Here is a 26,098-nt window from a genome sequence, read left to right on the forward strand (position 1 = left end):
GACTATTCACCGTCCTTGGTGGCAAGCTTGAGCTTCGTGAAGATGAGCAGCGGGCTCGAATCGTAGGTCTGCGGTGGAGCGTATGGATCGTCCGCGGTGGGCCAGCCCGTGAACTTGGAGGTGTTGTACAGTCCCCAGAGCCCCCCGTAATAAAGGCCGATCACCGGCAGCTGGTCGTACACGATTTGCTGGAGCTGGTGGCTGATCTCCAGCTGTTTGGCCGGGTCGACTGTTTCCTTGTACTGGGCCAGCAAGGCGTCGGTCTGCGGGTTGCTGTAACGCTGGAAGTTGCTCGGTGCCAGCTCGCCGACTTTAACGTGGAACTCGCTCGAGAGCAGGCTGTTGTAGGCCTGGAAGATGTCGCCGCCGCCCATGCCGCCCATCGCCACCTCATAGTCACCGTTCTGTATCGACTGCTGGTAGCCGGCAGGTTGGGGTTGCTTGATGGTCATGTTGATTCCGATCGCGGTGAGTTGCTTGCGCACCTCTTGGATTGCACGCAGCCAGTCGGTGTAGCCATTGGCCGTCATCACCGAAAAGGTGAACGGGGCGCCTTTGGCATCGACCAGGGTGCCGTCGACCAGGGTGTATCCGGCCTTTGCCAGCGAGGCGAGCGCCGCATCGGTGTCCTGCTCGATGACACCGTCGTTGGGAATGTCGGGGTTGAGCTCCGATTCCTGGTTGGGCAGCATGAGCCCGGTCTGGCCGGCTTTGCTCATGTACTCCTCCGTGGCAGCGTCGGCGATCTTGTCCCGATCCAGGGCCAGGGCAATACCCCGCCTCAGATCGGCGTTGTCCCAGGGCGCCTTGGCCAGATTGGGCACCAGGCTGATCACGCCGCCTGGCGGAAACCAGTTCTTGTTGTCCGGATTAGCAGCACCCCAGGTGCCCTCGACGTTGCTCATGTACGAGTAGGCCCAATCGAAGCCCTTGGTCACGATGTCGAGCTCGCTTGTGGCCGCCGGCAGTACGAGGTGTTCGATCTCCACCTTGTCCGCCTGCCAGTAGTCCTGATTCTTGTTCATCGTGTATTGCTGGGAGGAGAAGTTGCCCACCGTGAACGGGCCCGTGCCCACCGGGCTCTCATCCCGCCAGGTGTCTGGATCCTTTACGTCTTTCCAGATATGTTCCGGCACGATCAGAGTCAGCGAGATAACATCAGCGGCCGGCGCATCGTCGTCCTTGAGATGCACCACGACGTGGTCGCCGTCGATCTCGACGCTCTCGATGTGCTGCCATGCCCCTTTGATGTCCAGCGTTGGGTATTTCTTGATGAGGTTGAAGGTGAACACCACGTCTTCGGGTGTGAACTTCTCACCGTCAGACCAGGTGACGCCTTGGCGAATCGTGTAGTCGATGGTGCGCGCATCCGGAAGCGTCACCTTTTCGGCCAGCCAGGGCGTTTGCGTCCCGTCAAGGACGTTGACTGCTGTAAGCGGCTCGTAGATGTAGCTCGCCGCAACCCGCTTGTTGAAGAGATACGGGTTGAAAATCTTCTCGAACATGGGCGAACCCTTATCCGCGGCAATGAGCATGGTGTCATCGGGGATCGAGGGGTCCGGCTCGCTCTGTATCTGAATGCTGCACGCCGAGATCAGCATGACTGCAACGGAGATTCCGGCGATCACCGACATTCGTTTAGTTCGCGTTTTCGAGTTCGTCATTGACACTCTTGCTTCCTCATGTCTTCACTGTCACGAGGCAGTCCGTGAAGGCTGCGCTGCGCCGGGATGCCTTGAGCATCCACTGATCTCCAAGAGTGTATGCGCATACATTGCCGTTCCGCAAGACCCCCACAGCCCAATCACGCAGTGTTACGAGCCCTCCGAGCTCTCCCGCAAAAGCACCTTTACCGGCAGCCGAATGCTGGCCGGTTCGGCTTCTGGATCGTCCAGCCTGCGCTGCATGAGCTGTATGGCGGCACGGCCCACAAGCTCCATGGGCTGGTGCACAGTGGTAAGCCGCGGCGACGAAAGATTGGCGGCCTCGATGCCATCAAATCCCGTTACGACAACCTCTTGGGGCACGCGGATGCCGGCCTCGTTCAGGGCGTCAAGGACGCCTAGCCCCATCTGGTCATTGGCGCAGATGACGGCCTTGGGCATGGCATCGGAAGCGAGAAGATACGCTCCGGCAAGGCGGCCGGAGGCCCTCGTGAATTCACCTCGGCGCAACCGCACCCTTCCAGGATCCATGCCGCGCTCCAGCAGCGCAGACTCGAAGCCAGCCCAGCGGTCGTTGTCGTCAGGCGAATCGAGCGGTCCCGCTACATAGGCGATGTCACGGATGCCCAGGTCGTCGATCACGTGCGCGGTGAGGGCGTGCATTCCCTCGTGGTTGCTCACCGTCACGCTGTCGAAGGCTCCACTGTGCGCCGCGCTTGCGAGCACCACGATGGGGATGCGCCGGGCCAACTGCTCCAGCGCTGCGTCAGGAACACTTTGGGCAAGCACCAGCAGGCCATCGACGCGACCAGCCATGTCTCGTGCGGCATCGGCAGCGAGCCCACCCCGGCCGACGGCGACTGTGAGCGCGAACCCGCGGCGCCATGCTTCAAGTTCCGCGCCACGCAACACTTCATCGAAGTACAGGTTGAACTGGTGCGATTCTGGGGCGGCGCCAACATCGTCAACAAACGAGTAGCTTGGCGACGCGTCGGCCAAAAGGTCGCTGAGCTCCCCCATGTCGTCCATGGCGTCAAAGCCAGGAAAGTAGAGCCCGAGGGCGCCGGTGCGACGTGCTGCGAGACCTCTGGCCGAGCCACTGGGGACGTAACCGAGGTCCCGGACCGAGTCCATGACTCGTTCGCGAGTCGATGCACGGACGTCTTCCGGACGCCTCAGCACCCTCGAAACCGTTGCTATCGAAACTCCGGCGTCAGCGGCGACGTCGTAGACCGTTGGGGCCTTAGTCACTGGTACTCCCCTCGCTTGATCATGGGCGAACTCCGGACCCGTGTGCCACGGAGAGGGAAAGCGCCAGCTTCAATACTAGAGGAGTGAGTCCTACGGGCAGGCAGGTGTCACCACCAAACTGGGTTCTTCACCGGGCGCAAAACAGCCCGTGCTGGCCAGCACGGGCTGTTTTGCTGTGTACGGTCCGGCGCGAGGTGCACCGTAGCGTACGCAGTGCTGGAGCGGGATGAACGAAATGTGTAATGGTCATTTCGGCTCCTCCTTTCAAGGGGGTGCCGTCAACGGCACGGCTGCGATGGCAGGGGAACCTACCGGATGTTGAACAGGTCAACACGCACGATCTCGCGATACTGGCGGTCTCGAAGCTGATCGAACTTTTGCTGATCCACGGGCGTGAAGAAGATCCTCTTAATCGTCGACTTTATGGGTTTGGGGTTCATGGCGGCACCTCCTTTCAAGGCTCGGAGTGAATTGTTGGACATATTGTGGCGCGACAAATAAAGCCCTTCCAGATATTTCAGAAAGAATTAGAAAACGGCATTATGAGAGCACAAAAGAGCGCGAGTGGTTTTGTGCGTGTTATCAGGCCGGCGAACAATGCTCTTGTGCAGCAGCCGGCCACAACTCGTCAATCTCAAAAAGGAGTCGCGAGTTGTGGAGCTGTATCAGCTTTGGGTGCGGCGAATGACCAGAGAAAGTCGGTCTGAAAGTGGCTGCATGAGCGCAGCCCGGGCCGGGCAGCCTTGCGGCGGCGGCCCTACGCGGTCATGGTTTTAGATATGACGGCGATTGACAGGCGTGCCGGGCAGGGCATGACGGGAGCCGATAACTCCGGACTTGATAAGTGTAAACATCATTGCCTCCCTTCGATTGCACGCGAACATCCCGGACAGAATCGTCGGGGACTAATACATAAGCTACAGCACAAAGCGCGCATAAATCCAGTCCCCCGAGAAATATTCTTGAATATTAATTAATAGTCATCGGCGCGGCATGATTCCCGTTCGGTTGCTGCACATTCCCGGCAGCTCCATGACGGTTGCAGTACCAACCCATGGCCCATTGCTCGGGCAATGCGGAAGGGTCCCGGTCCCGAGCGGTGACCCAAGTTGAGTATCCCTGCTGGTTCCAGTGATCAGAGCTGGGTGAGTGGCATGACTCGACGGTGTGAAACCTTGTCCGCCGCCGTCGCGCTAGCTCTGGTCCAGCGTCAGCGACTCCTCCTGTGATTGGACGGTGGGATGAATCCGGATTATTACTTCTCTTCAAGGAGCGCCGACATTGACTGGACAAAGGTGCACCAGTGGCTCATCGAAGAAAGTGTCTGGGCGAAGGGAAGATCCCGCGCATCGCAAGATGTGGCGATGGGCGGATTCCGAAACTTTGGCATGTACCGGACGTGTTCGGGTTCGATCCGCTCGAGCGCCCCTCAATGTGGATGCAAAGATCGGCACAGCCCGTCGAGTCCCAGGCAATCCACTGACAGTAGGCGGCGGCCACAGTGTCTACCGGCCGCCTTGGATCTTGCGGGATCGCTGCTCCTGGGCCTTGGGGCCGTAAGGATAGACACCCACGCGGGGCTGACTAATGTCGGTAAGGTGCAAGGACTCCTCCGCGGAAAGTTCCAGAGCCGTCGCGGCAAGGTTGTCTGCTAGCTGTTCAGTAGTTCGTGCACCGAGGATCACAGACGTTACAGCGGGGCGGTCTGCCAGCCAGGCCAGCGCCACCTGCGAGGCGTTCACGCCATGGTCTGCGGCGATCCCTTCCACGGCTCCGATCACGTCCCACGTACGGGGATCGTCATTGCGTTCCTGCCACGCCTCCATGCCACGCTGCGGATTCTCACCCAAGCGCGTGGCGCCGGCGGGCGGCGCGTTCCTCTTGTATTTGCCGGAGAGCCAGCCGCCGCCCAACGGGGACCACGGCAACAGGCCGATCCCGGCATCCAGGGAGGCCGGGACAATCTCCAACTCGATCTCCCGGACCAACAGGCTGTACTGGGGCTGCAGAGTAACCGGCGCGCTCCAGCCATGGGCCTTGGCCAGGTGGACAGCCTTCGTCAGCTGCCAACCCAGGAAATTGGAAAAACCGTAGTACGCGATTTTTCCTTGGCTGACTGAATCGTGCAGGAAGCGCAGCGTCTCCTCAAGGGGTGTGATGGGGTCCCAGGCATGCATTTGGTACAGGTCGATCTGTTCCACCCCCAAGCGTCGCAGGGAATCATCCAAGGCGCGCGTCAGATGGCGGCGGGAGGTGCCGACGTCGTTCGGGGCACTTCCCATGGGAAAACGGCCCTTGGAAGCAACAACCATCTGCCCTCGCATTCCCGGCCGTTGAGCCAGCCAGCGGCCAATGATTTCCTCGGACAATCCGGCACTGTACACGTCGGCGGTGTCGATGAAGTTGCCGCCGGCTGCCACATAGTTGTCAAGGATGGCGTGGGAGGTTTCCTCAGTGGCCTCCGCCCCAAACGTCATGGTGCCCAGCGCATAGTGGGAAACCACTGCGCCGCTGTTGCCCAATGTGCGGTATTGCATGATGCTCCTGTAATTGTCGATCGGGATGGTGGGTGGTGCTACTGGTGGTCACGCCAGCTGTGCTCCGGGGCAAATCCCAGCAGTCGCTGTGCCTTGTCGATGGACAGCAGGGTCTGGTGTTCACTGAGTTCCATGCGCACCTCCACCGTCGGGAACACCTCGGCGGCAAGGGCGGCACTTGAACGGAGCATGACGGTGTCGGCGTTGGCAATGATGAAGGCCTGAAATCCTGGCTGGCCATTGTCAAGCGCCCGCGCCACAGCCTGCGCGCCGTCCCGGCCATCGATGTACCCCCACAGGTTCCATTTGCGCGCCCTGGCATCTGCGTCAAAGGCCGGGAAGGCAGCATAGTCCTGGACATCCATGACGTTGGAGAAGCGAAGCGCAACAATGCTCAACTCCGGATCCCAGCGTGTCAGCTCCATGGCCATCTGCTCCTCCAGGTGTTTCACCAGTGAGTAGGTGCTTTCCGGTCGGGCCGGGTATCCCTCATCGACCGGCAGGTAGGGAGGGACGACGTCGAACGGCAGTCCCAGCACCGTCTCACTGGAGGCGTACACCACCTTCTTGATCCCCGCCCTCCTGGCCGCCTGGAACACGTTGTAGGTGGAGAGCATGTTGTTCTCGAAGGTGGCAGCATCCGGGAGGATGCCGGGTGCTGGGATGGCACCCAGGTGCACCACGGCGTCGAAGCCGCTGTGCCTGTCATCCAGTCCCAAAAGGACGTCCAGAACCTGGCCGTAGTTGCGCAGGTCCACGACGACCAGCTGCGGGCTCCGCTCCCCGGCGAGGTCCAGATTCATCACCTGGTGCCCGTCCTGAGTCAGCCTGCGCACCACGTGGCGACCCAGCTTTCCGCTTCCGCCTGTTACTGCAATTCTCATCGGGACTCCTTAAACTAGATCATTGCATCTCTGCTCTGCCGGCCACCCTACGGTCTCCGCAAGCTACGCTATCCACTTCCAGGTGCCGTGTCAGCAACTGTGCCACACCCTGTTCTTCCTAGGACTGATAAGCCCACCCCTAGGCCGGGATTGGGTACGGCGGTGTACTCCCAAATTCAGAGGTGTCGGCTTGCGACCGCACCAGGCACACTCGTGGTGCCTCGTGAGGGAGCTTCAGCCGGTGTGTGAAAGGATTGGCACCGACACATTCACCATTCGCTATCACAATTGGAGCAGGACCGATGGTTACGCAGGTCGACGTCGTGGTTGTTGGTGGAGGAGTCATGGGCTCAGCCGCCGCTCGGGCTGTTGCCCAATCCGGCAAGTCAGTTGCCCTGCTCGAGCAGTTTGCCGCGGGACACCAACTCGGCGCCTCCCATGGCACAACCCGCAACTTCAACACTGCCTACCGGGAGCCTGAATACTTGGCCTTGGTCACCGAAGCTCGCGCCTTATGGGACGGGCTTTCCCATGAGACGGGCACTCAGTTGCTGGACCTGGTGGGTCTGGTCCACCACGGCAATGTGGAACCACTGCTGGGGATCAAGCAGTCCCACGAGTCCCTCGGCATCGACAGCGAATTCCTCTCTGCCGAACAGGCCTCGGAGCGATGGGCTGGAATGACGTTCCGCAGTGACGTGCTCTTTGTCCCGGAATCCGGGCGTGTCCGCGCCGCCGAGGCACTTGCCGCCTTGCGCACTTCCGCCGAAACCGGTGGTGCACAGTTCCACTACGAGTCCCCCGTCCGGGACATTATTGTCCACGGCGACCATAGCGTGAGAGTCATTACCGACACCACTGAGTTCCTCGCCGAACGGGTCATCGTCACCGCCGGAGCCTGGACCCACAAGGTTCTTTCGCAACTGATGGAGCTTCCCCCACTGGTTGTCACCCAAGAACAACCAGCACATTTTCAACCACTGGACGCCTCCGTGGACTGGCCCAGCTTCAACCACAGTCCCGATCCGCGATCAACTGCGGATGACTACTGGTACAGCCCCACATATGGCATGTTCACGCCGGGTGAAGGGGTGAAGATCGGCTGGCACGGAGTGGGTCCGGTGGTGGACCCGGACTCCCGCGATTTCCTCCCCGAAGCTGTCCAGTTGGCGGCCCTGCAACGCTACGCCAACGAATGGTTCCCCGGGCTCGACGCCACCGCTTGCGAGCCGATCAGCTGCACCTACACCTCAACGGAATCAGAGAACTTCATACTGGACAGATTTGGTCCCGTGGTTGTTGGTGCCGGGTTCTCCGGCCACGGCTACAAGTTCGCCCCGGCCATTGGGCGCGTCCTGGCCGACCTTGCCGACGGAAAACCGGCCCCGGCACTCTTCCGGGCTTAGCTTCACCGGATCAAGCGGCTAGCCGCCGAAAATGCGCCACCGCACCGAATGCGTGGCGCCTGGTTCCAACACCACCACGTCGGTTCCTGAGTTGAAGGCGTCCGGCGGGCAAGTCATTGGTTCTACCGCCAGTCCCAGTCGGTGGGCTGAGCCGTCGGCCTTGTCTGCGGTGTGGATTTGCAGCCACGGACAGCCTTCATCCCAGCTCATGCCCACGTGCGTACCGGCCGGGTCGCTCAGGAGCAGTTGGGGTGCAGTCCCCAGACCTGTAAATGCGTGGTCAATCTGTGTTGCCCCAATGACCCGGGAAGTCCTGTAGTCGAATGCATGGCCTTCTACAGCGTGCAGGTCCAAAGGCAACAACCTGTCAGGGGTGACAGCCAAATAGGATGTTGCCGGGAATGACAGCATCCAATCATCCATCGGAAAGTCACCGGCGATGAGATACGGGTGCGGGCACACCCCATACGGTGCTGTGGCCGCTCCAGTGTTTGTAGCTGTCACTGAGCAGTGGAGCCCGTCAGAGGCAAGGCGATAGTTGACTACCAGCTCAAGTGACGTGGGGTAACCCTTGGACGCCTCCACGGTGCATCTCATGGTGAGGGCATCCACCCCGTGGGCATCCACCTCCCACAGCACATCAAAAACGAGCCCATGAAGCGCGGTGCCGCGATCCGCCTCATTCAGGGGCAGGTGTTGGATCACCCCGTTCCAGTTGTAGGCGCCGTCGGCGATACGGTTGGGCCAGGGCGCGGCGATGATTCCCCTGTAGTCCGGGATGGGAGCTCCCAGATCGAATGGCACCACCAGGTCGCGCCCGTTGTGTTGGAGTTCGCGCAGGGCTGCCCCGTGCGCTGTGATCCGTGCCTAGTAGTCGCCGGACTTGATCAGGTAGTCGATCTCGTTCACAGCCCACCGGCCAGTTTGTAGTAGGCCTGGTTCCACCGGATTTCCTTCTTGAACGCAGAGATGGTGGTGCCTTCGTCAATGGTGAGCAGTTCAGTCTGAGCCATTTCGGCAAAGTCCTCGAAGGTTTCCACCCCAACCTGGGTGGAAAGGACTGTGTGGTGTGCGGCGCCAGCCGTCAGCCAGGCAGCTGCGGACGTGGCAAAGTCCGGTTTCGGGCTCCACAACGCACGGGCAACAGGCAGGTTGGGCAATGGCTGCTCCAGCGGCACAACCTCCACGGCGTTGGCAACGAGCCTGAACCTGTCACGCATGTCGGAGAGCGCTACAACGACGCCGGCCCCCGGGTCGGTGTCGAAAACCAGACGTACGGGGTCTTCCTTGCCGCCAATGCCCAACGGGTGGATTTCCAGGCGTGGCTTTGACGTAGTCAATGACGGGCAGACCTCCAGCATGTGTGCCCCCAAAATCTTTTCAGCACCCGGGACCAAGTGGTAGGTGTAGTCCTCCATCAAGGAGGCCCCGCCGGGCAGGCCCGCGCCCATGACCTTTGCTGCACGGACCAGCAGGGCCGTCTTCCAGTCGCCCTCGGCGCCGAAACCATAGCCGTCGGCCATGAGCCGTTGCACTGCCAGGCCCGGGAGTTGCCGCAACTCCCCCAAGTCTTCAAAGGAGGTGGTGAAGGCGGCCGAGCCGTTGGTCTCCAGGAAACGGCGCAAGCCGAGCTCGATCTTGGCCCCGTACCTCAGGGATTCGTGGCGTGCCCCGCCGCGCCCGAGTTCTGTGGCGACGTCGTAGAGTTCCTCATATTCGGCGACCAGCACATCCACGTCGCTTTCGGAGGTGGCGTGCACTGCGTCCGCGAGTTCGTTCACGCTCCACGTATTAACGGAAACGCCCAAACGCAATTCGGCTTCGGTTTTATCGCCCTCGGTGACGGCCACGTTGCGCATATTGTCGCCAAATCGGGTCAGCTTCAGCCCACGAATGGCTGCCCATCCGGCAGCAGCCCGCTGCCAGATGCCCACTTGGCGCAGCACCTCCGGGTTGGAGACATGCCCCACCACGGTCTTGCGCGGAATGCCTAGCCGGGATTGGATATAGCCAAATTCCCTGTCACCGTGGGCGGCCTGGTTCAGGTTCATGAAGTCAAAGTCGATGTCTTCCCACGGAAGCTCAACATTCGCTTGCGTATGCAGGTGGAGGAGCGGCTTGCGCAAAGCGTCCAGGCCTTGAATCCACATTTTGGCCGGCGAGAAGGTGTGCATCCATGCGCTCACGCCAATGACATGATCGGCCAGGTTTGCCTCCAGGGCCGTGCGACGGATGGCGTCCGAGTCTGTGAGGACCGGCTTCCACACGACCCGCACGGGAATGTTGGAGGCTGCGTTGAGGGCGTCGGCAATGTCGTGGGACTGGGCAGCGACCTGTTTGAGCACGTCTTCGCCGTAGAGGTGTTGGCTGCCTGTCAGGAACCACACCTCATAGTGGTCAAGGGATACGGACGCCGCAGAGTTCTTCGTCATGAGCAAGTCTTCCTTAAAAGTTGAGTGGCCTATTGGCCGTAAACATTTTGGTAACGCGCATACAAGGCATCGATGAGGGCCGGATCAATGGCCGCAGGTTCGCCGAGTTGCCGGGATACGTGCACCGTCTTGGCGACTTCCTCGCACATGACCGCCGCTTTCACGGCAGCGCGGGCATCTTTTCCGATGGTGAAGGGGCCGTGGTTCTTCATCAACACCGCCGGTGACGTTGAGCTCTGCAGGGTGGCAACAATGCCCTGGCCGATCGAGTCGTCACCGATCAGCGCAAACGGGCCCACGGGGATTTCCCCGCCAAATTCGTCGCCCATCATGGTCAAAACGCACGGTATTGGTTCGCCCCGCGCCGCCCAGGCAGTTGCATACGTGGAGTGAGTATGGACCACTCCCCCCACCTCTGGCATATGCCGGTAGACGTAGGCGTGTGCTGCCGTGTCCGACGACGGCGCTAACGCCGGGTTGCCCCACTCACCGCTCGCGGGGGTCCCGAACAAGTCGGTGACAACCATGAGCTCCGGTCGGAGGTCGTCGTAGGAGACTCCTGAGGGCTTGATGACCATGAGCTCATGCCCGGGAACCCTGCCCGAGACGTTGCCAGCTGTCCACACCACCAGACCGTTGCGGGTCAGCTCGGCATGCAACGCACAAACCTCGGAGCGAATCCGCTCTATGGCACCAAGGAGCGCCCTCACGCCAACGCCCCCATTGTTGTCTTGACAGCTTTGGGGTCTTCTGCCGGTCGGGCACTAAGCGCCCTCTTTTGGATGGCCTTGAGCCGGTGCATGACCTCGTTGGCGCCTCGGCCAAAGTAGTCGTGAAGCGATGTGTACTCCTCGAACAGGGCGTTGTAGGCTGCCACGTTTTCGGGAATGGGTTCATAGACATCGGCCGGTTCTGCGCCCATGGCATCCGAGGCGCCCTGCACATCGGAATAGGCTCCTGCGGCTACGGCAGCATGAATGGCCGATCCCAAGGCCGGTGCCTGGGCTGACGATATGGTGCGCAGCGGCAGGCCGATAACATCGGCGTAGATCTGCATCAGGAGCTTGTTCTTGGGCAGGCCACCGGCGACAACAAACTCCGTCACCGGGACACCAGCACCGTTGAACGCCTCAATGATAGTGCGCGTGCCGAACGCCGTTGCTTCCAACAATGCCCGGTAGGTGTCCTCGGGTTTGCTTGCGAGGGTCTGGCCCACCACAACGCCGGAAAGTTCATGATCCACCAAAACCGAGCGGTTCCCGCTGTGCCAATCCAGTGCGATCAAGCCGTGCTGGCCAATTGCCTGGCTGGCGGCCAGCTCAGTCAGGTACTCGTGCACCCCGAGGCCCCGCGCCACAGCGTCGTCGTGGTATTTGGGCGGCACACCGTTGTTGACGAACCAGCCAAAGATGTCACCTACCCCTGACTGCCCGGCCTCGTAACCCCACAGTCCGTCGATGATGCCGCCGTCGACCACTCCACACATCCCAGGAACTTCTCGCAGGCCATTCCCATTCATCACATGACAGGTGGAGGTGCCCATGATGGCCAGCATTTGACCAGGCGCCGCGGCGCGGGCTGCCGGCGCCGTGACATGCGCATCAACATTGCCTACGGCAACCACTATCCCCTGGGGAAGCCCGGTCCAGGAGGCGGCTTCTGCGCTCAGCGTCCCGGCGGCCTCCCCCAACCGCCCGATCGAATGATCCACCTTCGTGGCAATAAAGTCCGCGAAGTCCGGGTTGAGCGCGGCCAGGAAATCGGCCGACGGGTAGCTGCCGTCCTGGAGCAGGCCCTTGTACCCGGCTGTGCAGGCGTTCCTGACATAGTTGCCTGTCAGCTGCCACACTATCCAGTCGGCTGCCTCCACCCAATGATCCATGGCGTCGTATATTTCGGGATCCTCCTCCAGCAGCTGCAGGCCCTTGGCGAATTCCCACTCAGCGGAAATCAACCCGCCGTAGCGGGGCAACCACGCTTCGCCGCGGGCCCGGGCAAGGTCATTGATTCTGTCCGCCTGTGGTTGGGCAGCATGGTGGCGCCAGAGTTTCACATAGGCGTGGGGCCTGTCAGCGAACCCGGCAAGTTCGTTCATGGGGGTGCCGTCGGCCAGGGTGGGGATCATGGTGCATGCGGTGAAGTCCGTGCCGATTCCAATGACATGTGCAGGGTCAATGCCGGCATCACGGATTGCCGCCGGCACTGCATGCGCCAACACCAGTCGGTAGTCATGAGGCACCTGAAGCGCCCAATCCATGCCCAAACTTACGTGGCGGGCGGCACCTGGGGGCAGGTTTTCGGTCATGACTGCGTGTGGGTAGTCAAAAACGCCAGATCCCAGTTCGGCGCCGTCACTCACTCGAACCACAACGGCACGCCCTGACAGTGTTCCGTAGTCAACACCGACCACGTATTGGGGCGCACTGGGCGGTTCCATGCGGTCCGGCGGTGACTGCTGGAATGGGGAATGGCTCATGGATACCTCCATCCGGCAAAGCATCATTGCCGGGGCTGCGGACGGGAAGGACGTGGACCCCACCAGAACCAATGACGGCCAAGGTGGATTGATATAGCAATTGTGAGCGCTAACAATTGACCTTGTCAAGGGCTGCCCACCACCCCTGCAAAGTCCCTAGTTGAGTGAGGGGCTGGCAGTGGTCCCGCGAACTACCAGCTCCGGAACCACCTCAACGTCCGCACCGCCCCTGGCGCCGCCGTCGAGCTCTGCCAGCAGGATGTGAACGCACCGCTGGCCCAGCTCTTGAAAATTTTGCCGAACTGTTGTCAGCGGCGGCAGGAAGAACTCCGATTCCAGCCAGTCGTCAAACCCGACCACTGACACGTCGCCGGGGACGTTGATCCCCGCTTCACCAAAGGCACGCAGGAGGCCCAGTGCCATTTGGTCGTTGCCGGCAAAAATGGCACTAACGTGCGCATCACGCATTATTTCCTGGCCCGCCCGGAACCCTGAACCCGCACTCCAGTCGCCTTCAAAGAGCGGCCCTTCCGGCAAACCCGCCTGGGCCAGGGCAGTGCGCCAACCTTCAATCCGCGCCTGGGTGTCAACCCACCCGGCAGGGCCTGCCACGTGTCCAATGTGCTGATGCCCTAATGAAATGAGGTACTCAACGGCTTGGCGCGCCCCAGCAGTTTGGTCGATGGCCACGCCACTTAGGCGGTTTTCTCCGGTGGCCCCGATGGCAACCACCGGAAGGCCAAGATTGAGGCTAACTAGTGTTTCAAAGATGCCCGAGTGCGGGACCTGGACAATAATTCCATCAACACCTTGATCCATAAACCGCAGCATTGCTTCTTCAATGGTTTCAGGGGTGACGTCGTCGAGTCCGGCGATGCTGACGAAGTACCCTGCCTCGCGCGCCGCCTGCTGGAGCGCCAGCAGCGTGTTCGAGGGCCCATATTGAGACATCTCGCTGGCAAGAACTCCGATGGTGTTCGAGCGCCGCGTCACGAGGCTGCGGGCGGCAGTGTTGCGGCGGTAACCCAATTCGACAATCGCGCCCTGCACTTTTTCAAGCGTCCGGGCACTGACATTGGGGTTTCCGTTGAGCACCCGCGAGACAGTCTGGTGCGACACGCCGGCGAGTTTCGCCACGTCCTCCATCACTGGAGCCCGGCCCTGACCTTCAGATATTGGCGTCACGGGAACCCTTTCAACGTAAAAAATTGCCTGGTCTTGACCAATACTACGTTGTTAGCGCTAACATTGGGGTGGACTCACCCTATTCGCAGTGCACCCAAAGGACATCATGAAGAATTGGGCAGGAAATCTAGAATACCGGTCAACCAGCGTGCAGATCCCCAGGTCCACAGAGGAACTGCAGGAAATGGTTTCCAGCGCCACAGCCGTTAAGGCCCTTGGCTCACGCCATTGCTTCAACACTATTGCCGACACGGACGGCATCCACGTGGCTCTCGAAAACTTGGGCGGCGCGCCAGAGATCGACACAGACCGGCGCACAGTTCGCGTCGCCGGCAGCCTCAGCTACGGGGCACTCGGCGCGCATCTGGAAAAGCACGGTTTTGCCCTGCCCAACCTTGCCTCGCTGCCGCATATCTCGGTGGCAGGCGCCATCCAAACGGGTACCCACGGTTCCGGTGTCAGCAACGGTTCACTCGCCACGGCTGTGACCGCGATCGAGCTGGTCCGTGCCTCGGGCACCCTGGTTCGGTTGACTGCGGACGACGGCGATGACTTCCGTGCCGCCGTCGTCGGCCTGGGCGCCTTGGGGATCATCACGCACGTCGAACTGGCCATCGAACCATCCTTCAAGATCCGCCAGCAGGTTTTTCTGGAGCTGCCGTGGTCCCGCGTTTTGGACGACTTCGACGCGGTTGCCGCCGACGGGTACAGCGTCAGTCTGTTCACCGGCTATTCCGGCCCGGCCATAGCCCAAGTCTGGCGAAAGGTCCGGGACGAGCAGTCCCCGTTGGAAACCCCGGAGGAATTCCACGGCGCCCACCCGGCTACAGTCCTGCTGCACCCGCTGCCGGGGATGTCGGCGGAGAACTGCACCCCGCAGCTGAACATTGCCGGTGCCTGGCTTGACCGGCTGCCGCACTTCCAATTGCAGTTCACCCCCAGCAATGGTGAAGAGTTGCAAAGCGAATACCTGCTCCCCCGCGAACACGCAGGCGCCGCCTTAGCCGAGCTCCGTGACCTGTCAGCACTTATTGGCCCGCTGCTGTTCATCTCGGAGATCAGGACAGTTGCAGCCGATGACTTTTGGCTCAGCCCCAGCTATCACCAAGACAGCGTAGCCCTGCACCTGACCTGGAAACCACTCCAGGAGCAGGTGGAATCGGTTCTTCCCGTCATTGAGACACGGCTGTCCGCCTATGGCGCCAGACCGCATTGGGGCAAGCTGTTTGCTGCCAACGCAGCGGACCTCGCTGGCCTGTACCCGCGCTTCAGTGACTTCCGGGCCATGGCAGAGCATCATGATCCCGCCGGAAAATTTCGCAACGACTACCTGAACAAGGTGCTTTTCAGCCGCTAGTGGTGTGGCTCAGTTTTGTTGCAGGGGCGTAGCTTCGTCGATGTTCGCCACAGCCCCGCCCACATCACTTGAAACTGCAGCTGATGCGGGTGCGCGGCTCTGTCACCCGCATCAGCTGCAGTTTCAAACGCAGATTTCGCATGAGTAGCTGGGGCGCATACCAACACCAAATGGCTCGGTCCGTGGGGAATCTCCCCCCACAGACCGAGCCATTTTGGGTACGGCTTTTAGTTTTTGGCGACTTCGAGTTCCACGACTGCCCAGGACAGGGCCGGCAGTGTCAGTTTCAGTTCGTCTCCGGCTGCCTTGACGCCGTCGAGTGTGGTCATGCCCACCTGATCCTGCTGGGTTAGGGTGTTTTTCGTGAAGCGGTCCTTGCCCTCTGGGGTCTGGAGGACCTCGGCCCGGATGACCCGACCGGCGTCGAATCCGCGCAAGGCTACCTCCACATCGGCGGCTTCCTCCAGCCCGCGGTTGGCAAAGAATAGGGCCATGCGCCCGCTTTCCTCATCCCAGGTGACGCTGACGTCCACCAGGTCTGCGTCACCAAACTTCGACGTCTGGACCTTGTCCGAATCAACGTGGGTGCGCAGGATCTGGCCCTTGGCCAACTCGGCCATCCGGGCAAACGGGTAGAAGATGCTCTGGCGCCAGGCCGGACCATTCTCCTCGGCCAGGATCGGGGCAATAACATTGACCAGCTGGGCTTGATTGGCAATCTTGACCCTGTCACCGTGGCGCAGCAGCGAGTTCAACAACGTACCCACCACCACGGCATCGGTGACGTTGTACTTATCCTCGATCACCCGCGGGTGCTCACGCCAGCCTGACGCGTTCACCCGGTGCGGCTGATCCTCGGTATCCAGGCCCGTTTGGTACCAAACATTCCATTCGTCAAAGGAAAGGTTGATGTTCTTCTTGTGCTTGCCCTTGGCCTTGACGGCATCCGCCGTGGCAACCACAGACTCTATGAAGTAGTCCATGTCAACGGCGCTGGCCAGGAAACTGGCGGCATCGCCGTCGTGCTCCTGGTAGTAGGCATGCAAGGATACGTAGTCCACTTCGTCATAGGCATGGGTGAGAACTGTCTGCTCCCACGCCCCAAACGTTGGCATCGACGAGCTGGAGCTGCCGCAGGCAACCAGCTCGATGTTCGGATCCACCAGACGCATCGCCTTGCCGGCTTCCTGCGCCAGACGACCATACTCTGTGGCGGTCTTGTGGCCGATCTGCCAGGGACCATCCATCTCATTGCCCAGGCACCACAGCTTGATGTCAAAGGGATCCTTGTGGCCGTTCTTGGCCCGCAGGTCTGAGAAGTAGGTGCCCCCGGGATGGTTGGCGTACTCCACGATCTCCCGGGCAGCATCCACACCCCGGGTGCCGAGGTTGATGGCTTCCATGATCTCGGTGCCGGCCTTCGCAGACCAGTCAACGAACTCGTGGAGGCCAAACGCGTTGGTTTCCAGCGTGTGCCAGGCACCATCCAGGCGGCGCGGCCGGCCGGACACCTGACCAATACCGTCTTCCCAGTTGTACCCGGAGACAAAGTTGCCGCCGGGGTACCTGATGACGGTGGCCCCCAGCTCCTTCGTCAACGCCAAGACATCCTTGCGGAAACCCTGCTCGTCAGCTTCCCGGTGGCCGGGCTCGTAGATGCCGGTATAGACACACCGGCCCATATGCTCCACGAACGAGCCAAAAAGACGCCGTGGCACCTCTGAGATCGTGAAGTCGCGGTCAATACTAATCCGTGCACGAGACATAGTGCTGATTCTCCTGTTGTTGAGGTTTTTTGGCGGTGTTGTGGTGGAAAATTTAGGTTCCGGCAAGGCCGGTGGTGGAGATGCCCTTGATGATCTGGCGTTGGAAGAAGAGGAACACCACAATCAAGGGAAGGGCTGCCAATAAGGCGGAGGCCATATTTTGGGCGTATTGGATGCCGTAGGCGCTCTTGATGGTTTGCAGACCAACGGGCAAGGTCAGCATGGAGCTGTCATTGGTAACAATGAAGGGCCACAGGAAGTTGTTCCAGGCGCCAATGAAAACGAAGATGGCGACGGCGGCCAAAATGGGGCGTGAGAGTGGAAGTACCACCTGCCAAAAGATGCGAATTCTTCCTGCCCCGTCCACGAGCGCGGCATCCTCTAGTTCGCGGGGTATTTGGTCGAAGAACTTCTTCAGGACAAACACCATGGCTGGTGCGATCACCTGTGGCAAGATGATGCCCCAGTACGTGTCGATCATGTGGAACGAGACCATTTGGTAGAACAACGGAATGATCAGCACCGGCGGTGGCACGATCAGTGATGCCACGATGACTGTCATCATCACCTTTCTGCCCTTGAAGTCAATGCGGGACAGTGCATAGGCCGCCAATGTCGAGATGATCAAGGTGATGATGGTGACGGCAGTGGAGGTGAAAAGCGAGTTCCACGTCCATTGGGGAATGTTGCCTTGCTGGAGCACCTTCGCGAAGGCGTCAAAGGTGAACCCCGATTTCGGCACGATCGTGATGGGCGTGGCTGCGGCTTCAGTCTCACTTTTGAAGGCTGTGATGGTGGCCCACGCGAACGGGACCAGCCAGGTGAACGACAGGACAGCAACGATGACGGTGGCTGCCACACGACTGGCCGAGATACGTTTTCTGCGCCGATATGTTGGGACGTTGGGGGCCGCCTTGGCAGTGCTTGAATGCGGCGTGAAAGTCGACAATGCCATGGCTTATGCACTCCTCTTGCGGGTGAGAATGAACTGGGAGATCGAGACGACAATGATGATGGCGAAGAAGATGTAGGAAACGGCAGCCGAGTATCCCAGCCGGTACCCGGTGAAGCCAGTCTCGAAGATGTACTGGACAATGCTCCGGGTGGATCCGGCGGGGCCCCCGGCGGTCATTTGGTAGACCTGGTCGAAGACCTTCAGTGAGGCCAGTACTTGCAAGATGACGATCATGAGCGTTGTCGGGTTGATCTGGGGCAAGGTGATGGAGAAGAACTGCCGCCAACCGCCGGCGCCATCCAACTGCGCCGCCTCGTAATGTGACTGTGGAATGTTTTGCATGGCGGCTAAATAGAGCAGAAAGTTGAAGCCAACGGTCCACCACAGCGTTGCGATCACGATTGACCACATCGCCACATCAGGATTGTTCAGCCAGTCAATGGGAGCGATTCCCACCTTGCCCAGCAGTTCGTTGATCAAGCCGAGCTGGGGGTTGTACATCCACACGAAGAACAGTGATACCACTGTGGAAGCCAAGAGATAGGGCGCAAAGAACGACAGGCGCCACAGCCATTGGGCAGGCAATCCCATGTTGACAAGTGCTGCCATGGCCAGGGCCACGAGAACCAGCGGCACCGTGCTGATGACGGTGAAGTAGAGAGTGTTTCCCATCGAATGCCACATGTCGGTGTCGCCAAGGGCCTCAACATAGTTGGCTAATCCTACGAACGAGCTATTGGCCCCTGTGAGCGATTTTCCGGTGAAGCTCATGTAGACGCCGTGGACCAAGGGCCAGATCAGGAACACGGCAAAAAATGCCAGGAACAGTGCCATGAACCCCCACCCGTGCCTGCGGTCCCGCCGCAGCCTGCCGGCATGGGTGTTTTCCAGTACTTGGATTGGCGCTTGAGGTGATTCTGTCGAAACGGTGGACGTACTCATTGCTTTGGCTCCCTTGCCGCAAAATGACTCTCCCAAAGATGACCTACAGGGCGTGCTTGACCGCGGTTAGGGGCCTACACGGGATTCGGCTTGGACAGCAATGTGTCCAACCGTTCCACAAACGCATCCCAACCGTCTTTGGCCTTGGTCCGGCCCAGGAAGACGTTTTGTACGTTTTCTGCAAAGAATGACTGAAAGTCTGAACCCGAACCTGTGAACCAGGCGCGCGGGTCGTAGTTGATGATCTCGGCGGCACCGGCGTAGTGCGCCTGTGGCAGGAGGTTTTTGAATTCTGCTGATTGCACCACCGGCTGAAATCCAGGGATGTGCCCGGCTTTTGCCCAGTTCAAGGAGCCCTTGAGGATGTCGGCCACAAAGGCATACACGTCATTGCGCTTTTGTTCATCAAGGTTCAGCTGATGAGGCAACACAAACGCGTGCGAATCAGCATAGGCTGCGGGGGTGCCAAACAAGGTGGGAATCGGCATGGCGTCAAACGGCACCTTTGCCGTTTGCATGGTGGGCAACTCCCAGACACCACTCATGAGCATGCCTGAATCCTGGGCAGCAAATTCCGCGATGGCAGTTCCGCCATCCCCGCTGGCGGTTGCGATCTTGTCGTCAAGGAGTGAGTGGATGTACTCCAGTACACCGATGGCCACATCACGATCCACAACGGCCTTTTGCCCTTGCACCAGTTCCATGGAGGCGCCGTGCTGCTTGTAGAAGGTGTAAAACAAGCGCCACATTTGCGCACCATCACTCAGGTATCCATACGAAAGGCCATGTTTGCCCGTGACCTTGGCCATTTCCAGGGCCATTTCCTTGAACCGGTCCGGGCTGGTGACGATCTCAAGCTGTCCATCGGCAGCAAGTGCGCCGGCCTTCTGCGCCACTTCCGTGTTGTACATCAGGATGAAGGGGTGCGAGTCCAATGCGATGGAGTAGAGCTTGCCGCCCTGGAGGCTGTTTTCCCAGATCCGCGGCGAGAAGTCGTCCTTGGTGACCCCGTTCTTGGCCAGGAGGTCCACGTCCCAAGGGTCAAGGAGGCCTCCAGGAGCATATCCCGTGACACGTGAAGCGTGCATGATGGCGACCTCCGGGGGCCTGCCTCCCGCCGACGCCATGGCGAGCTTCGTATAGTACGGTGCGCCCCACGCCAAAACTGTGGGGTTGACGTGGAATGACTGCTGCGAGGCGTTGGCCGTGTCAATCATGGCCTGCATTTTGATGCCGTCACCACCGGAGAGCAAGTGCCAGAAGCGCAATTGTGACTCGCTCGCGGCCTGTGCGGAACCTCCACATCCAGACAACAAGGTTGCGCCGAGGGCACCCGAGAGGGCTATCCCACCACCGAGCAATAGCTGCCGCCTCGACACACTGTTAAGTTGATTCATCGGTCACTCCTTTGGACGCGATTACACTGCCTGTTCAGGCCGCACACCCTCCCCGGAAGTTGTATAAGAGGAGAGGTAGCGGCCGCTAAAACGTGATCTATTCCACAGATTACATCGTTGTAATGGCATGCGCAAGAGAAATTGTTAGCGCGCACAAAATCTATTTCAAGTCTTTCCCTCAGCCTGAGGCAAGGCGTTGAACAGCATCAAGAAACGCTGGAGCTGCCTCGGACTACGAGCCGGTAAGGCAAGGTAACCTCCACAGGAGCCCGGTCCCGGTCAGCCATGCGCTCGGTCAAGAGCCGTACAGCTTCTTCCGCGAGGGCACGCTTGTCAAAGGAGATGGTGGTCAACGCCGGGACGGCATACTGCCCATGGTCAATGTCATCGAAACCTGCCACGAGAATGTCATGGGGCACGCGATGTCCCGCAGCAGCCAAGACACTCAGCGCGCCAATGGCTATGGAGTCGGTGAAGCAAAAGAGCGCGTCAGGAAGAACGTTGAATGACAGGAACTTGCACAGCGCCTCCGCACTCCCCCGCGGCGTCCATTCATCACAGGGAATCTCCAGGTGGGGATCCCGGTCGATGCCAAGCTCAGTCAGCGCCTGATGATAGCCGCGGGTACGGACTTCGGCGGTGTCAGTGCGTCGAGTCTCGGTGGCACCCAGAATAGCTATCCGACGTCGTCCGCCATGTGCCAGCGCGAGCGTCATGTTCCGGGCAGCAGCCACGTTGTCGACACCCACGTGATCCACGCGCCGCTGGTCCACTTCACCCAGCATGACCATGGGCGGCAAGTTTCCACCAACACCAATTGCACTGGCATCCAAGGCTACGGGGTTCAGGATGAGCCCATCGATGAGGTTGGAACGCGCCTTGGACACGAGGTCGAACTCGCGTTGCGGGTCCGGCCCGGTCTCTTCAATCTGCACGCTCCACCCTTGCTCGTGCGCCACTTCCACAATATGGTGCGCCAGCTCGGCAGAGTAGGGGGTACCCAGATCCGGGAGAGCCAAGGCGATGACGCCGGTACGCCCGTTGCGCAGACCACGAGCAGAGAGATTGGGGACATAGTCGAGCTCTGCTAGCGCAGCTTCCACCCGAGCTTTGGTCCGCTCCGCCACCGGCACGATTCCGTTGATGACGTTCGAGACTGTCTTTGGCGACACCCCAGCCCGCAGGGCAACATCCTTGACAGTTGCCCGCATGGCACCGCCCTTTCCCAGACTCGTCATTCGCGTTATGGAGAACCGCTGCCACATCGGAGTGGAAACTTTAGACTACCTGCCAGCACCAGGGGAATCTGTCACTTTTGCGGCAATTGGGCCGCCGTTTTGCAAGGAGCGCCCCGCCGGTGGAACCGGGTTCATGAACACGCTTTGGGTCAGTCCACAGGGAAATGTGTGGACACGCTCAACAGGCCACGGGTTCAGCGTTTCTTGCCTCCAACACCTGGCACGGATGTGACTTGTTGCATCCACGCCGCGATCTGGTGTTCGTCGATTTCTATCAAGGATTCCAGTTCCACGCCGCGGGTCGACTTACCCATCCCCACCGGTGTCACCGGCGGGACTGGCTCAAGCGCCGCGCCATTGACAAACATGACCTTGACATGACCGGCAAAGCCGCCGCAGCAAAAGCACCACCCGTCGCCGACGCCGTAGTACGACATGCCCCACTTCACGGAGCGCTGGAGGTCCGGCAGCGTTTTGGCCGCCAGCGCATCGACCGCTTCAGCGATGCCGCGCTGCGGCTGTGGCAGGCTGGTGATGTAGGAGAAGACTGGCTTGTCGCCGACCGCCGCTTTCGCGGGGCTTGCCCTGCCGGTCATGGCTTCCGGCAACGTGAAGGCTGCGCCTTCTTCTGCCGCAGCGCGCGTGGCCGGCTCTTGCACTTCTTCCTTACCGTTCTCCATGCTGGTCATGGTCCGCGTTATTCCTTGTGCATCGCAAGAAGGCGCTGGCAATTCGCCCGCAGATTCCGAGTCGGAGTCCTTGGATTCGACGGCGAGCCGTCTCCATTCCTAGGCCCATGGCCGGCACTCCACCAGCAAAATTGGCACCCTCCATGGCCATGCATGGCACTAGAGCCCCGTGTCGTCGGTATGGCTCGTCCGCCTGACTGTGCTCCCACCGTCTTCGTGACCGATCACTGTGCGGCGACTGGACACCGACCTCCGTCGGCGGAACTTGAATATCAGACCCAACACGAAGACGACAATGCCCGCACCCATGAGGATGTTACCGACGAGCAGCAAATCGATCCATGCCACTTGAACCGTGAGCGCAAATCTAAGAATTGCACCAATAACAAACAGCAATACCCCTGCACCTATACTCATGACTCTTTCCTTTCCTCGGCAACCGACTCACTGTGAACGCAATGACTGGGACTGGTTATGGGCTGCCCGTCCCGTGGCTGTGCCGGCCGCGCCCACCCGCACTTGGTTCGTCGTCGGAAGTGGAGTCTGGCGTCCCTGCATTTGCTGACACATCAACGTCCGGATCAATGACCGCTGCTTCATGGAGTTGCTCCTTGGAACGGGAGACGCTTTCGGCGGCGGCCGAGTGCTGCCGCTCCGCCTCAATCCTTAACCGTTCGGCATCCACCGCAGCTTGTTCGGCGTCAGCCGCCGTCCTCGCCGCCGCTGCCTGATTCTCCCGGGCTGTCAGGCCAGATTCGTTTGCATCCTCACGCAATCTGCTCGCCTGTTCGCGGGCCTTATCCTTCAGTTCCTCAGCCTGGTGCATTCGCCGCTGCCGGTTGAGTCTCAACAGAAAAACTACAACCAACAAAACCACGATGATGGCTATGACAATCCAAATCCACGCCGTTGTGTCCATGGCGAATCATCTCCGTCCTATATTGCCGCGGTAGCGTCGTCACCTGCCCCTGGACCGTGCAGAGCAAATCACTTGCGCCCTTATGGCCTCATCATGCACCTTCATACCGGTTTTGCCCACCCCCCGACGCAAAAACCACCATTTCGGGCCGGATGACCATTTCAGGTGTTTCATTCGATTACCCCTGCCAGGACGAACAGTGACCAGCAGCCCCTTTGCGTGATGTACTGCTAGTAGGCCGATGCTTCTTCCCATGGAACGGTCGAATCGCAAGCCACATGCCACCTGCAAACGACGCAGAAGATTGGTTCTGATCAGCGGGCGCGTGTAACCATTCAGTTCCTCCGCGATCTTGAAAGGAAAACACCAATGACTGACTTATCAGCCGTCGCCATCGTCTGTAGTCTCACCCCGTCTCCGGAACCTTCAAGCAGTGAACTCTTGGCACGCCATGTTTTGGACGAACTGGAAAAGCACGGCGCCACCACAGCTTCGCTGCGCGTCGTCGACCACGAGGTAAAGCCTGGGGTGAAGGTCGATATGGGGGACGGCGATGAATGGCCCGCCATCCGGGCAAGAATCCTCGCCGCTGACATCGTTGTTCTTGCCACCCCCATCTGGATGGGGCATCCCTGCAGTGTCGCACAGCGGGTTCTGGAAAGGCTCGACGCAGACTTGTCCGAGACTGATGATCAGGGCCGACCCATCATGTTCGGCAAGGTGGCCGCCGTCGCCGTTGTAGGAAATGAGGACGGCGCCCACAAAGTCATTGCCGACATGATGCAGGGGATGAACGACGTCGGTTTCACCTTTCCCGCTCAGGGATCGACGTACTGGGTGGGTGAAGCCATGCATACTGTGGACTACAAGGACCTCGACACTATTCCCGAGGTAGTGGCCGCTGCCTCAGCGGTACTGTCCCGCAATGCCGCTCACCTGGCACGCGTCCTTCGAAACGAAAACTACCCACCCGCGTAGACGGATACTGTCTGGATGTCCGCGCCGTCCCCCTTCGGATGGGCCTTGATGTCCACCGATTTATCTTTCGCGGTGCCCTTGACCTGTTCTTGTTCACTGGGAGCAGTTACCTGGTTGCTGCCGAATAATAGGGGTTCTGCCACCACCTATGAATTACGCAGTGACTGGATTAGCTCATTCTTGCGTTGCCTTGAATAACCTTTGAGTCCAATTTCCTTGGCCTTGTCCTTTAGTTGCGACACTGTCCAGTCCTCATAGTCTTTGGACTTGCCACCTCTACGGCCGATGGTGGAACGGCCTTCTTTGGCCGCTGCGTTGGAAATCCTGGCTGCCTTTTGGGCAGACGCACCATCGTCCCGGAGCGCCTCGTACATCTCTGGATCCTTCAAACTGGGGTTTTGGTTCTTGGGCATGTTCTCTTCCTTCCCTGATGAACGGCGGTATCTGAGCAGGCGATTCCATCAGATGCCACGATGATCTGTTCGATAGCCACATTTTCCTGAGCCAAGTTTTTGTTCAGCAGTTCAACGACCCCTGCAAGGACGCCGGCTGGGGAAGTGGAGGTTGCGCCGGCATCTGAAACTGCTTGGGCTGTGGTGAATTGTCTATACCTCGCCGGGGGTTTGCTCCAGGCGAAGCGTGGCCTTTCGTCCCCAGCGTTGGGTCAGCACGTGGATGATGGCACCTGACGCGGCGGTGACCAGGGCAAAAACTAGGACACCTGGCAGGGAATTTCGCGGGTCCCCGGCATCCTTGGGCGGTTCACTTCCTGTACTCTTCCTCCACCCCGCGGCCAGTGCCTTGCGCGCCACGGCGCCGGCAGCCACGCTTGCGAGGACACTCAAAAGCTTAATCAGGATGTTCATTGCATATTCTCCAGATTCTCAAGGAAGTTGTAGCGCTTCTCCACCTACTGTTCCCAACTCCGCGGGGTTTCGCAAGTCACAGCATGTAGTTACAGTGTGAGAGACGGGCCCACCACCTACTTTAAGGAGAGCACCATGAACAGCAACGATTCCGCCAACACGGAACGCCGCCAGGAACCGGTCGAAACCGGCTACGGTTCTCCAACCCCTGAAGATGAAATGCCCCAAGGGGCGGCCACCAATCCGGGCTCACCGGATCCAACGCTGCGCGGTCAAGAAAGCGACGAGCAAGCGCTGGGTGACGACAAGAGCTTGGGCGCTCCGGATCGGAACTTCTTTGAAAACGAAGATGCCGGCAGCGACGGCGAACCCGGAGCCGGGAGGCTCGGTGGCACTGATGATCAACTCCGCGAGGAGCTTGCACGTGTAGGTGCGGATGACTCGGACGAACCAGGGGACGATGCGGCTGGCCAGGACCTCCCATCCGCGGACGCACCCTTGACCGAGGACAACGCAGGCCCCACCAGGGCGGAACGTGAATCGTTCTCCTCTGAATCCGATGAGGACGCCGCAGGCGATGCATAATTCAACCGCGGGCCGGTTCTGACAGCACACCCCAGCCCACACTACTCAGGAGCGCACATGCAAAAACACGAGGACGCAGACAAGCAGGAGAACCCCAAAAGTCCGCCAACCAAGGGAAACAAAGCGAAGGACGTTGACGAACTTCCCGATGGATCCGGCACAGACGCGCAAAGTTCGGACACGGACCACGGCCAGGAAAGCGGAGACAAGAGTTTCGATGCCGGCTGAGTTCCAAAGCCGGTAAAACCGTGGAACTGCAAGCTGCCCGCAGCGGCCGGCACATCGATCAGCAGGCCCTTGGCCGGTCCCGGCGGGACCGGCCAAGGGCCTGCTGATTATGGCCATGAGCGGTCAAAGCCGCGCTTTCCGCGGCCGTGAAGGCTCGGCCGTCTACGGCTTGGGCGCGAACCTGTCCCACACCCGGTGGTGTGCCAGTAACTGCCCAATCCCTTCCACCACTTCACCCGGGAAGCCATGCACTATTCCAGGGGCGCCGGCGGCCACGCCCGCAGCCTCCAGTGCAACTCCTGCCCCGCCCCAGCCGCCGATGGCCTTGGCATGGCGGTACGTC

General features: G+C 60.1%; 26 protein-coding genes. 5 read left to right on the top strand and 21 right to left on the bottom strand.

Annotated elements, in window-relative coordinates:
* Positions 1 to 2: 2 nt before the first annotated feature.
* The 5 genes from CVS27_RS14905 to CVS27_RS14920 form a co-directional block, all read right to left on the bottom strand.
* A complete protein-coding gene (locus CVS27_RS14905; RefSeq protein ID WP_243400209.1) occupies positions 3 to 1,634 on the bottom strand; it encodes an ABC transporter substrate-binding protein in 1,632 nt (543 codons plus the stop codon).
* 180 nt (positions 1,635 to 1,814) lie between these two features.
* The gene (locus CVS27_RS14910) at positions 1,815 to 2,915 is read right to left on the bottom strand and encodes a LacI family DNA-binding transcriptional regulator (protein WP_103466639.1); all 1,101 of its coding nucleotides are present in this window, start codon (positions 2,913 to 2,915) and stop codon (positions 1,815 to 1,817) included.
* 308 nt (positions 2,916 to 3,223) lie between these two features.
* Positions 3,224 to 3,355: a hypothetical protein gene (locus tag CVS27_RS21490; RefSeq protein WP_279325074.1), complete on the bottom strand. Its 132-nt coding sequence runs from the start codon at positions 3,353 to 3,355 to the stop codon at positions 3,224 to 3,226.
* Positions 3,356 to 4,420: 1,065 nt separating this feature from the next.
* Positions 4,421 to 5,452 (bottom strand): aldo/keto reductase, encoded by a 1,032-nt coding sequence (locus tag CVS27_RS14915; protein ID WP_103466640.1) that lies wholly within the window; start codon positions 5,450 to 5,452, stop codon positions 4,421 to 4,423.
* Positions 5,453 to 5,490: 38 nt separating this feature from the next.
* The gene (locus tag CVS27_RS14920; protein WP_103466641.1) at positions 5,491 to 6,336 is read right to left on the bottom strand and encodes an NAD-dependent epimerase/dehydratase family protein; all 846 of its coding nucleotides are present in this window, start codon (positions 6,334 to 6,336) and stop codon (positions 5,491 to 5,493) included.
* A gap of 302 nt (positions 6,337 to 6,638) precedes the next feature.
* On the opposite strand from CVS27_RS14920, the gene CVS27_RS14925 reads away from it, so the two are divergent.
* Positions 6,639 to 7,742, top strand: a complete 1,104-nt coding sequence (locus CVS27_RS14925) for an FAD-dependent oxidoreductase (protein ID WP_103466642.1) — start codon at positions 6,639 to 6,641, stop codon at positions 7,740 to 7,742.
* Between the two features lie 18 nt (positions 7,743 to 7,760).
* Here CVS27_RS14925 and CVS27_RS14930 read toward each other — a convergent pair whose 3' ends face one another.
* The 5 genes from CVS27_RS14930 to CVS27_RS14950 all read right to left on the bottom strand — a co-directional run bounded on the left by CVS27_RS14930 (position 7,761) and on the right by CVS27_RS14950 (position 13,796).
* Positions 7,761 to 8,603 (bottom strand): aldose 1-epimerase family protein, encoded by an 843-nt coding sequence (locus CVS27_RS14930; RefSeq protein WP_103466643.1) that lies wholly within the window; start codon positions 8,601 to 8,603, stop codon positions 7,761 to 7,763.
* Between the two features lie 44 nt (positions 8,604 to 8,647).
* Complete coding sequence (gene araA / locus CVS27_RS14935; protein WP_103466644.1) at positions 8,648 to 10,174, bottom strand: L-arabinose isomerase; 1,527 nt, start codon at positions 10,172 to 10,174, stop codon at positions 8,648 to 8,650.
* Positions 10,175 to 10,203: 29 nt separating this feature from the next.
* Positions 10,204 to 10,884, bottom strand: coding sequence for an L-ribulose-5-phosphate 4-epimerase (locus CVS27_RS14940; RefSeq protein ID WP_103466645.1), 681 nt, complete (start codon positions 10,882 to 10,884; stop codon positions 10,204 to 10,206).
* Positions 10,881 to 12,611: a ribulokinase gene (gene araB / locus CVS27_RS14945; RefSeq protein WP_103466668.1), complete on the bottom strand. Its 1,731-nt coding sequence runs from the start codon at positions 12,609 to 12,611 to the stop codon at positions 10,881 to 10,883. Before araB ends, CVS27_RS14940 begins: the two co-directional genes overlap by 4 nt.
* Positions 12,612 to 12,806: 195 nt before the next feature.
* Positions 12,807 to 13,796: a LacI family DNA-binding transcriptional regulator gene (locus CVS27_RS14950; RefSeq protein WP_103466646.1), complete on the bottom strand. Its 990-nt coding sequence runs from the start codon at positions 13,794 to 13,796 to the stop codon at positions 12,807 to 12,809.
* A gap of 145 nt (positions 13,797 to 13,941) precedes the next feature.
* Between CVS27_RS14950 and CVS27_RS14955 the strand changes: the two genes are divergently transcribed.
* Positions 13,942 to 15,192, top strand: a complete 1,251-nt coding sequence (locus CVS27_RS14955; RefSeq protein WP_103466647.1) for a D-arabinono-1,4-lactone oxidase — start codon at positions 13,942 to 13,944, stop codon at positions 15,190 to 15,192.
* Between the two features lie 227 nt (positions 15,193 to 15,419).
* Here the strand turns inward: CVS27_RS14955 and arfA are convergent, their stop codons facing one another.
* The 8 genes from arfA to CVS27_RS14995 all read right to left on the bottom strand — a co-directional run bounded on the left by arfA (position 15,420) and on the right by CVS27_RS14995 (position 23,098).
* Positions 15,420 to 16,958: an arabinosylfuranosidase ArfA gene (gene arfA, locus CVS27_RS14960; protein ID WP_103466648.1), complete on the bottom strand. Its 1,539-nt coding sequence runs from the start codon at positions 16,956 to 16,958 to the stop codon at positions 15,420 to 15,422.
* 52 nt (positions 16,959 to 17,010) lie between these two features.
* Positions 17,011 to 17,913 (bottom strand): carbohydrate ABC transporter permease, encoded by a 903-nt coding sequence (locus tag CVS27_RS14965; RefSeq protein WP_103466649.1) that lies wholly within the window; start codon positions 17,911 to 17,913, stop codon positions 17,011 to 17,013.
* A gap of 3 nt (positions 17,914 to 17,916) precedes the next feature.
* Positions 17,917 to 18,855 carry a carbohydrate ABC transporter permease gene (locus CVS27_RS14970; protein ID WP_103466650.1) on the bottom strand — a complete coding sequence of 313 codons (939 nt, stop codon included), beginning with the start codon at positions 18,853 to 18,855 and terminating at the stop codon, positions 17,917 to 17,919.
* 74 nt (positions 18,856 to 18,929) lie between these two features.
* Positions 18,930 to 20,252, bottom strand: a complete 1,323-nt coding sequence (locus tag CVS27_RS14975; RefSeq protein ID WP_103466651.1) for an extracellular solute-binding protein — start codon at positions 20,250 to 20,252, stop codon at positions 18,930 to 18,932.
* Positions 20,253 to 20,458: 206 nt separating this feature from the next.
* A complete protein-coding gene (locus tag CVS27_RS14980; RefSeq protein ID WP_103466652.1) occupies positions 20,459 to 21,463 on the bottom strand; it encodes a LacI family DNA-binding transcriptional regulator in 1,005 nt (334 codons plus the stop codon).
* A gap of 221 nt (positions 21,464 to 21,684) precedes the next feature.
* Positions 21,685 to 22,179: a DUF1801 domain-containing protein gene (locus CVS27_RS14985; RefSeq protein WP_103466653.1), complete on the bottom strand. Its 495-nt coding sequence runs from the start codon at positions 22,177 to 22,179 to the stop codon at positions 21,685 to 21,687.
* 159 nt (positions 22,180 to 22,338) lie between these two features.
* Positions 22,339 to 22,596, bottom strand: coding sequence for a DUF6458 family protein (locus tag CVS27_RS14990; protein ID WP_207767539.1), 258 nt, complete (start codon positions 22,594 to 22,596; stop codon positions 22,339 to 22,341).
* Positions 22,597 to 22,651: 55 nt separating this feature from the next.
* On the bottom strand, positions 22,652 to 23,098 hold the full coding sequence (locus CVS27_RS14995; protein WP_103466654.1) for a hypothetical protein: 447 nt from the start codon (positions 23,096 to 23,098) through the stop codon (positions 22,652 to 22,654).
* Positions 23,099 to 23,467: 369 nt separating this feature from the next.
* Between CVS27_RS14995 and CVS27_RS15000 the strand changes: the two genes are divergently transcribed.
* Positions 23,468 to 24,076 carry a flavodoxin family protein gene (locus CVS27_RS15000; protein ID WP_103466655.1) on the top strand — a complete coding sequence of 203 codons (609 nt, stop codon included), beginning with the start codon at positions 23,468 to 23,470 and terminating at the stop codon, positions 24,074 to 24,076.
* Between the two features lie 146 nt (positions 24,077 to 24,222).
* Here CVS27_RS15000 and CVS27_RS15005 read toward each other — a convergent pair whose 3' ends face one another.
* Both CVS27_RS15005 and CVS27_RS15010 read right to left on the bottom strand, forming a co-directional pair.
* Complete coding sequence (locus CVS27_RS15005) at positions 24,223 to 24,489, bottom strand: DUF7218 family protein (RefSeq protein WP_103466656.1); 267 nt, start codon at positions 24,487 to 24,489, stop codon at positions 24,223 to 24,225.
* 192 nt (positions 24,490 to 24,681) lie between these two features.
* Positions 24,682 to 24,942 (bottom strand): DUF4235 domain-containing protein, encoded by a 261-nt coding sequence (locus CVS27_RS15010; protein ID WP_103466657.1) that lies wholly within the window; start codon positions 24,940 to 24,942, stop codon positions 24,682 to 24,684.
* A 135-nt stretch (positions 24,943 to 25,077) separates the two neighbouring features.
* Here CVS27_RS15010 and CVS27_RS15015 point away from each other — a divergent pair, with 135 nt between their 5' ends.
* Positions 25,078 to 25,527, top strand: a complete 450-nt coding sequence (locus CVS27_RS15015) for a hypothetical protein (RefSeq protein WP_103466658.1) — start codon at positions 25,078 to 25,080, stop codon at positions 25,525 to 25,527.
* 57 nt (positions 25,528 to 25,584) lie between these two features.
* Entirely contained in the window at positions 25,585 to 25,755 is a 171-nt protein-coding gene (locus CVS27_RS20855) for a hypothetical protein (RefSeq protein WP_165788164.1), read from the top strand.
* Between the two features lie 162 nt (positions 25,756 to 25,917).
* Here CVS27_RS20855 and CVS27_RS20860 read toward each other — a convergent pair.
* The coding region (locus CVS27_RS20860; protein WP_165788320.1) for a hypothetical protein at positions 25,918 to 26,098 on the bottom strand (181 nt) is incomplete at its 5' end.

This window comes from Arthrobacter glacialis, assembly GCF_002909445.1.
GTDB classification, from domain to species: Bacteria; Actinomycetota; Actinomycetes; order Actinomycetales; family Micrococcaceae; genus Specibacter; species Specibacter glacialis.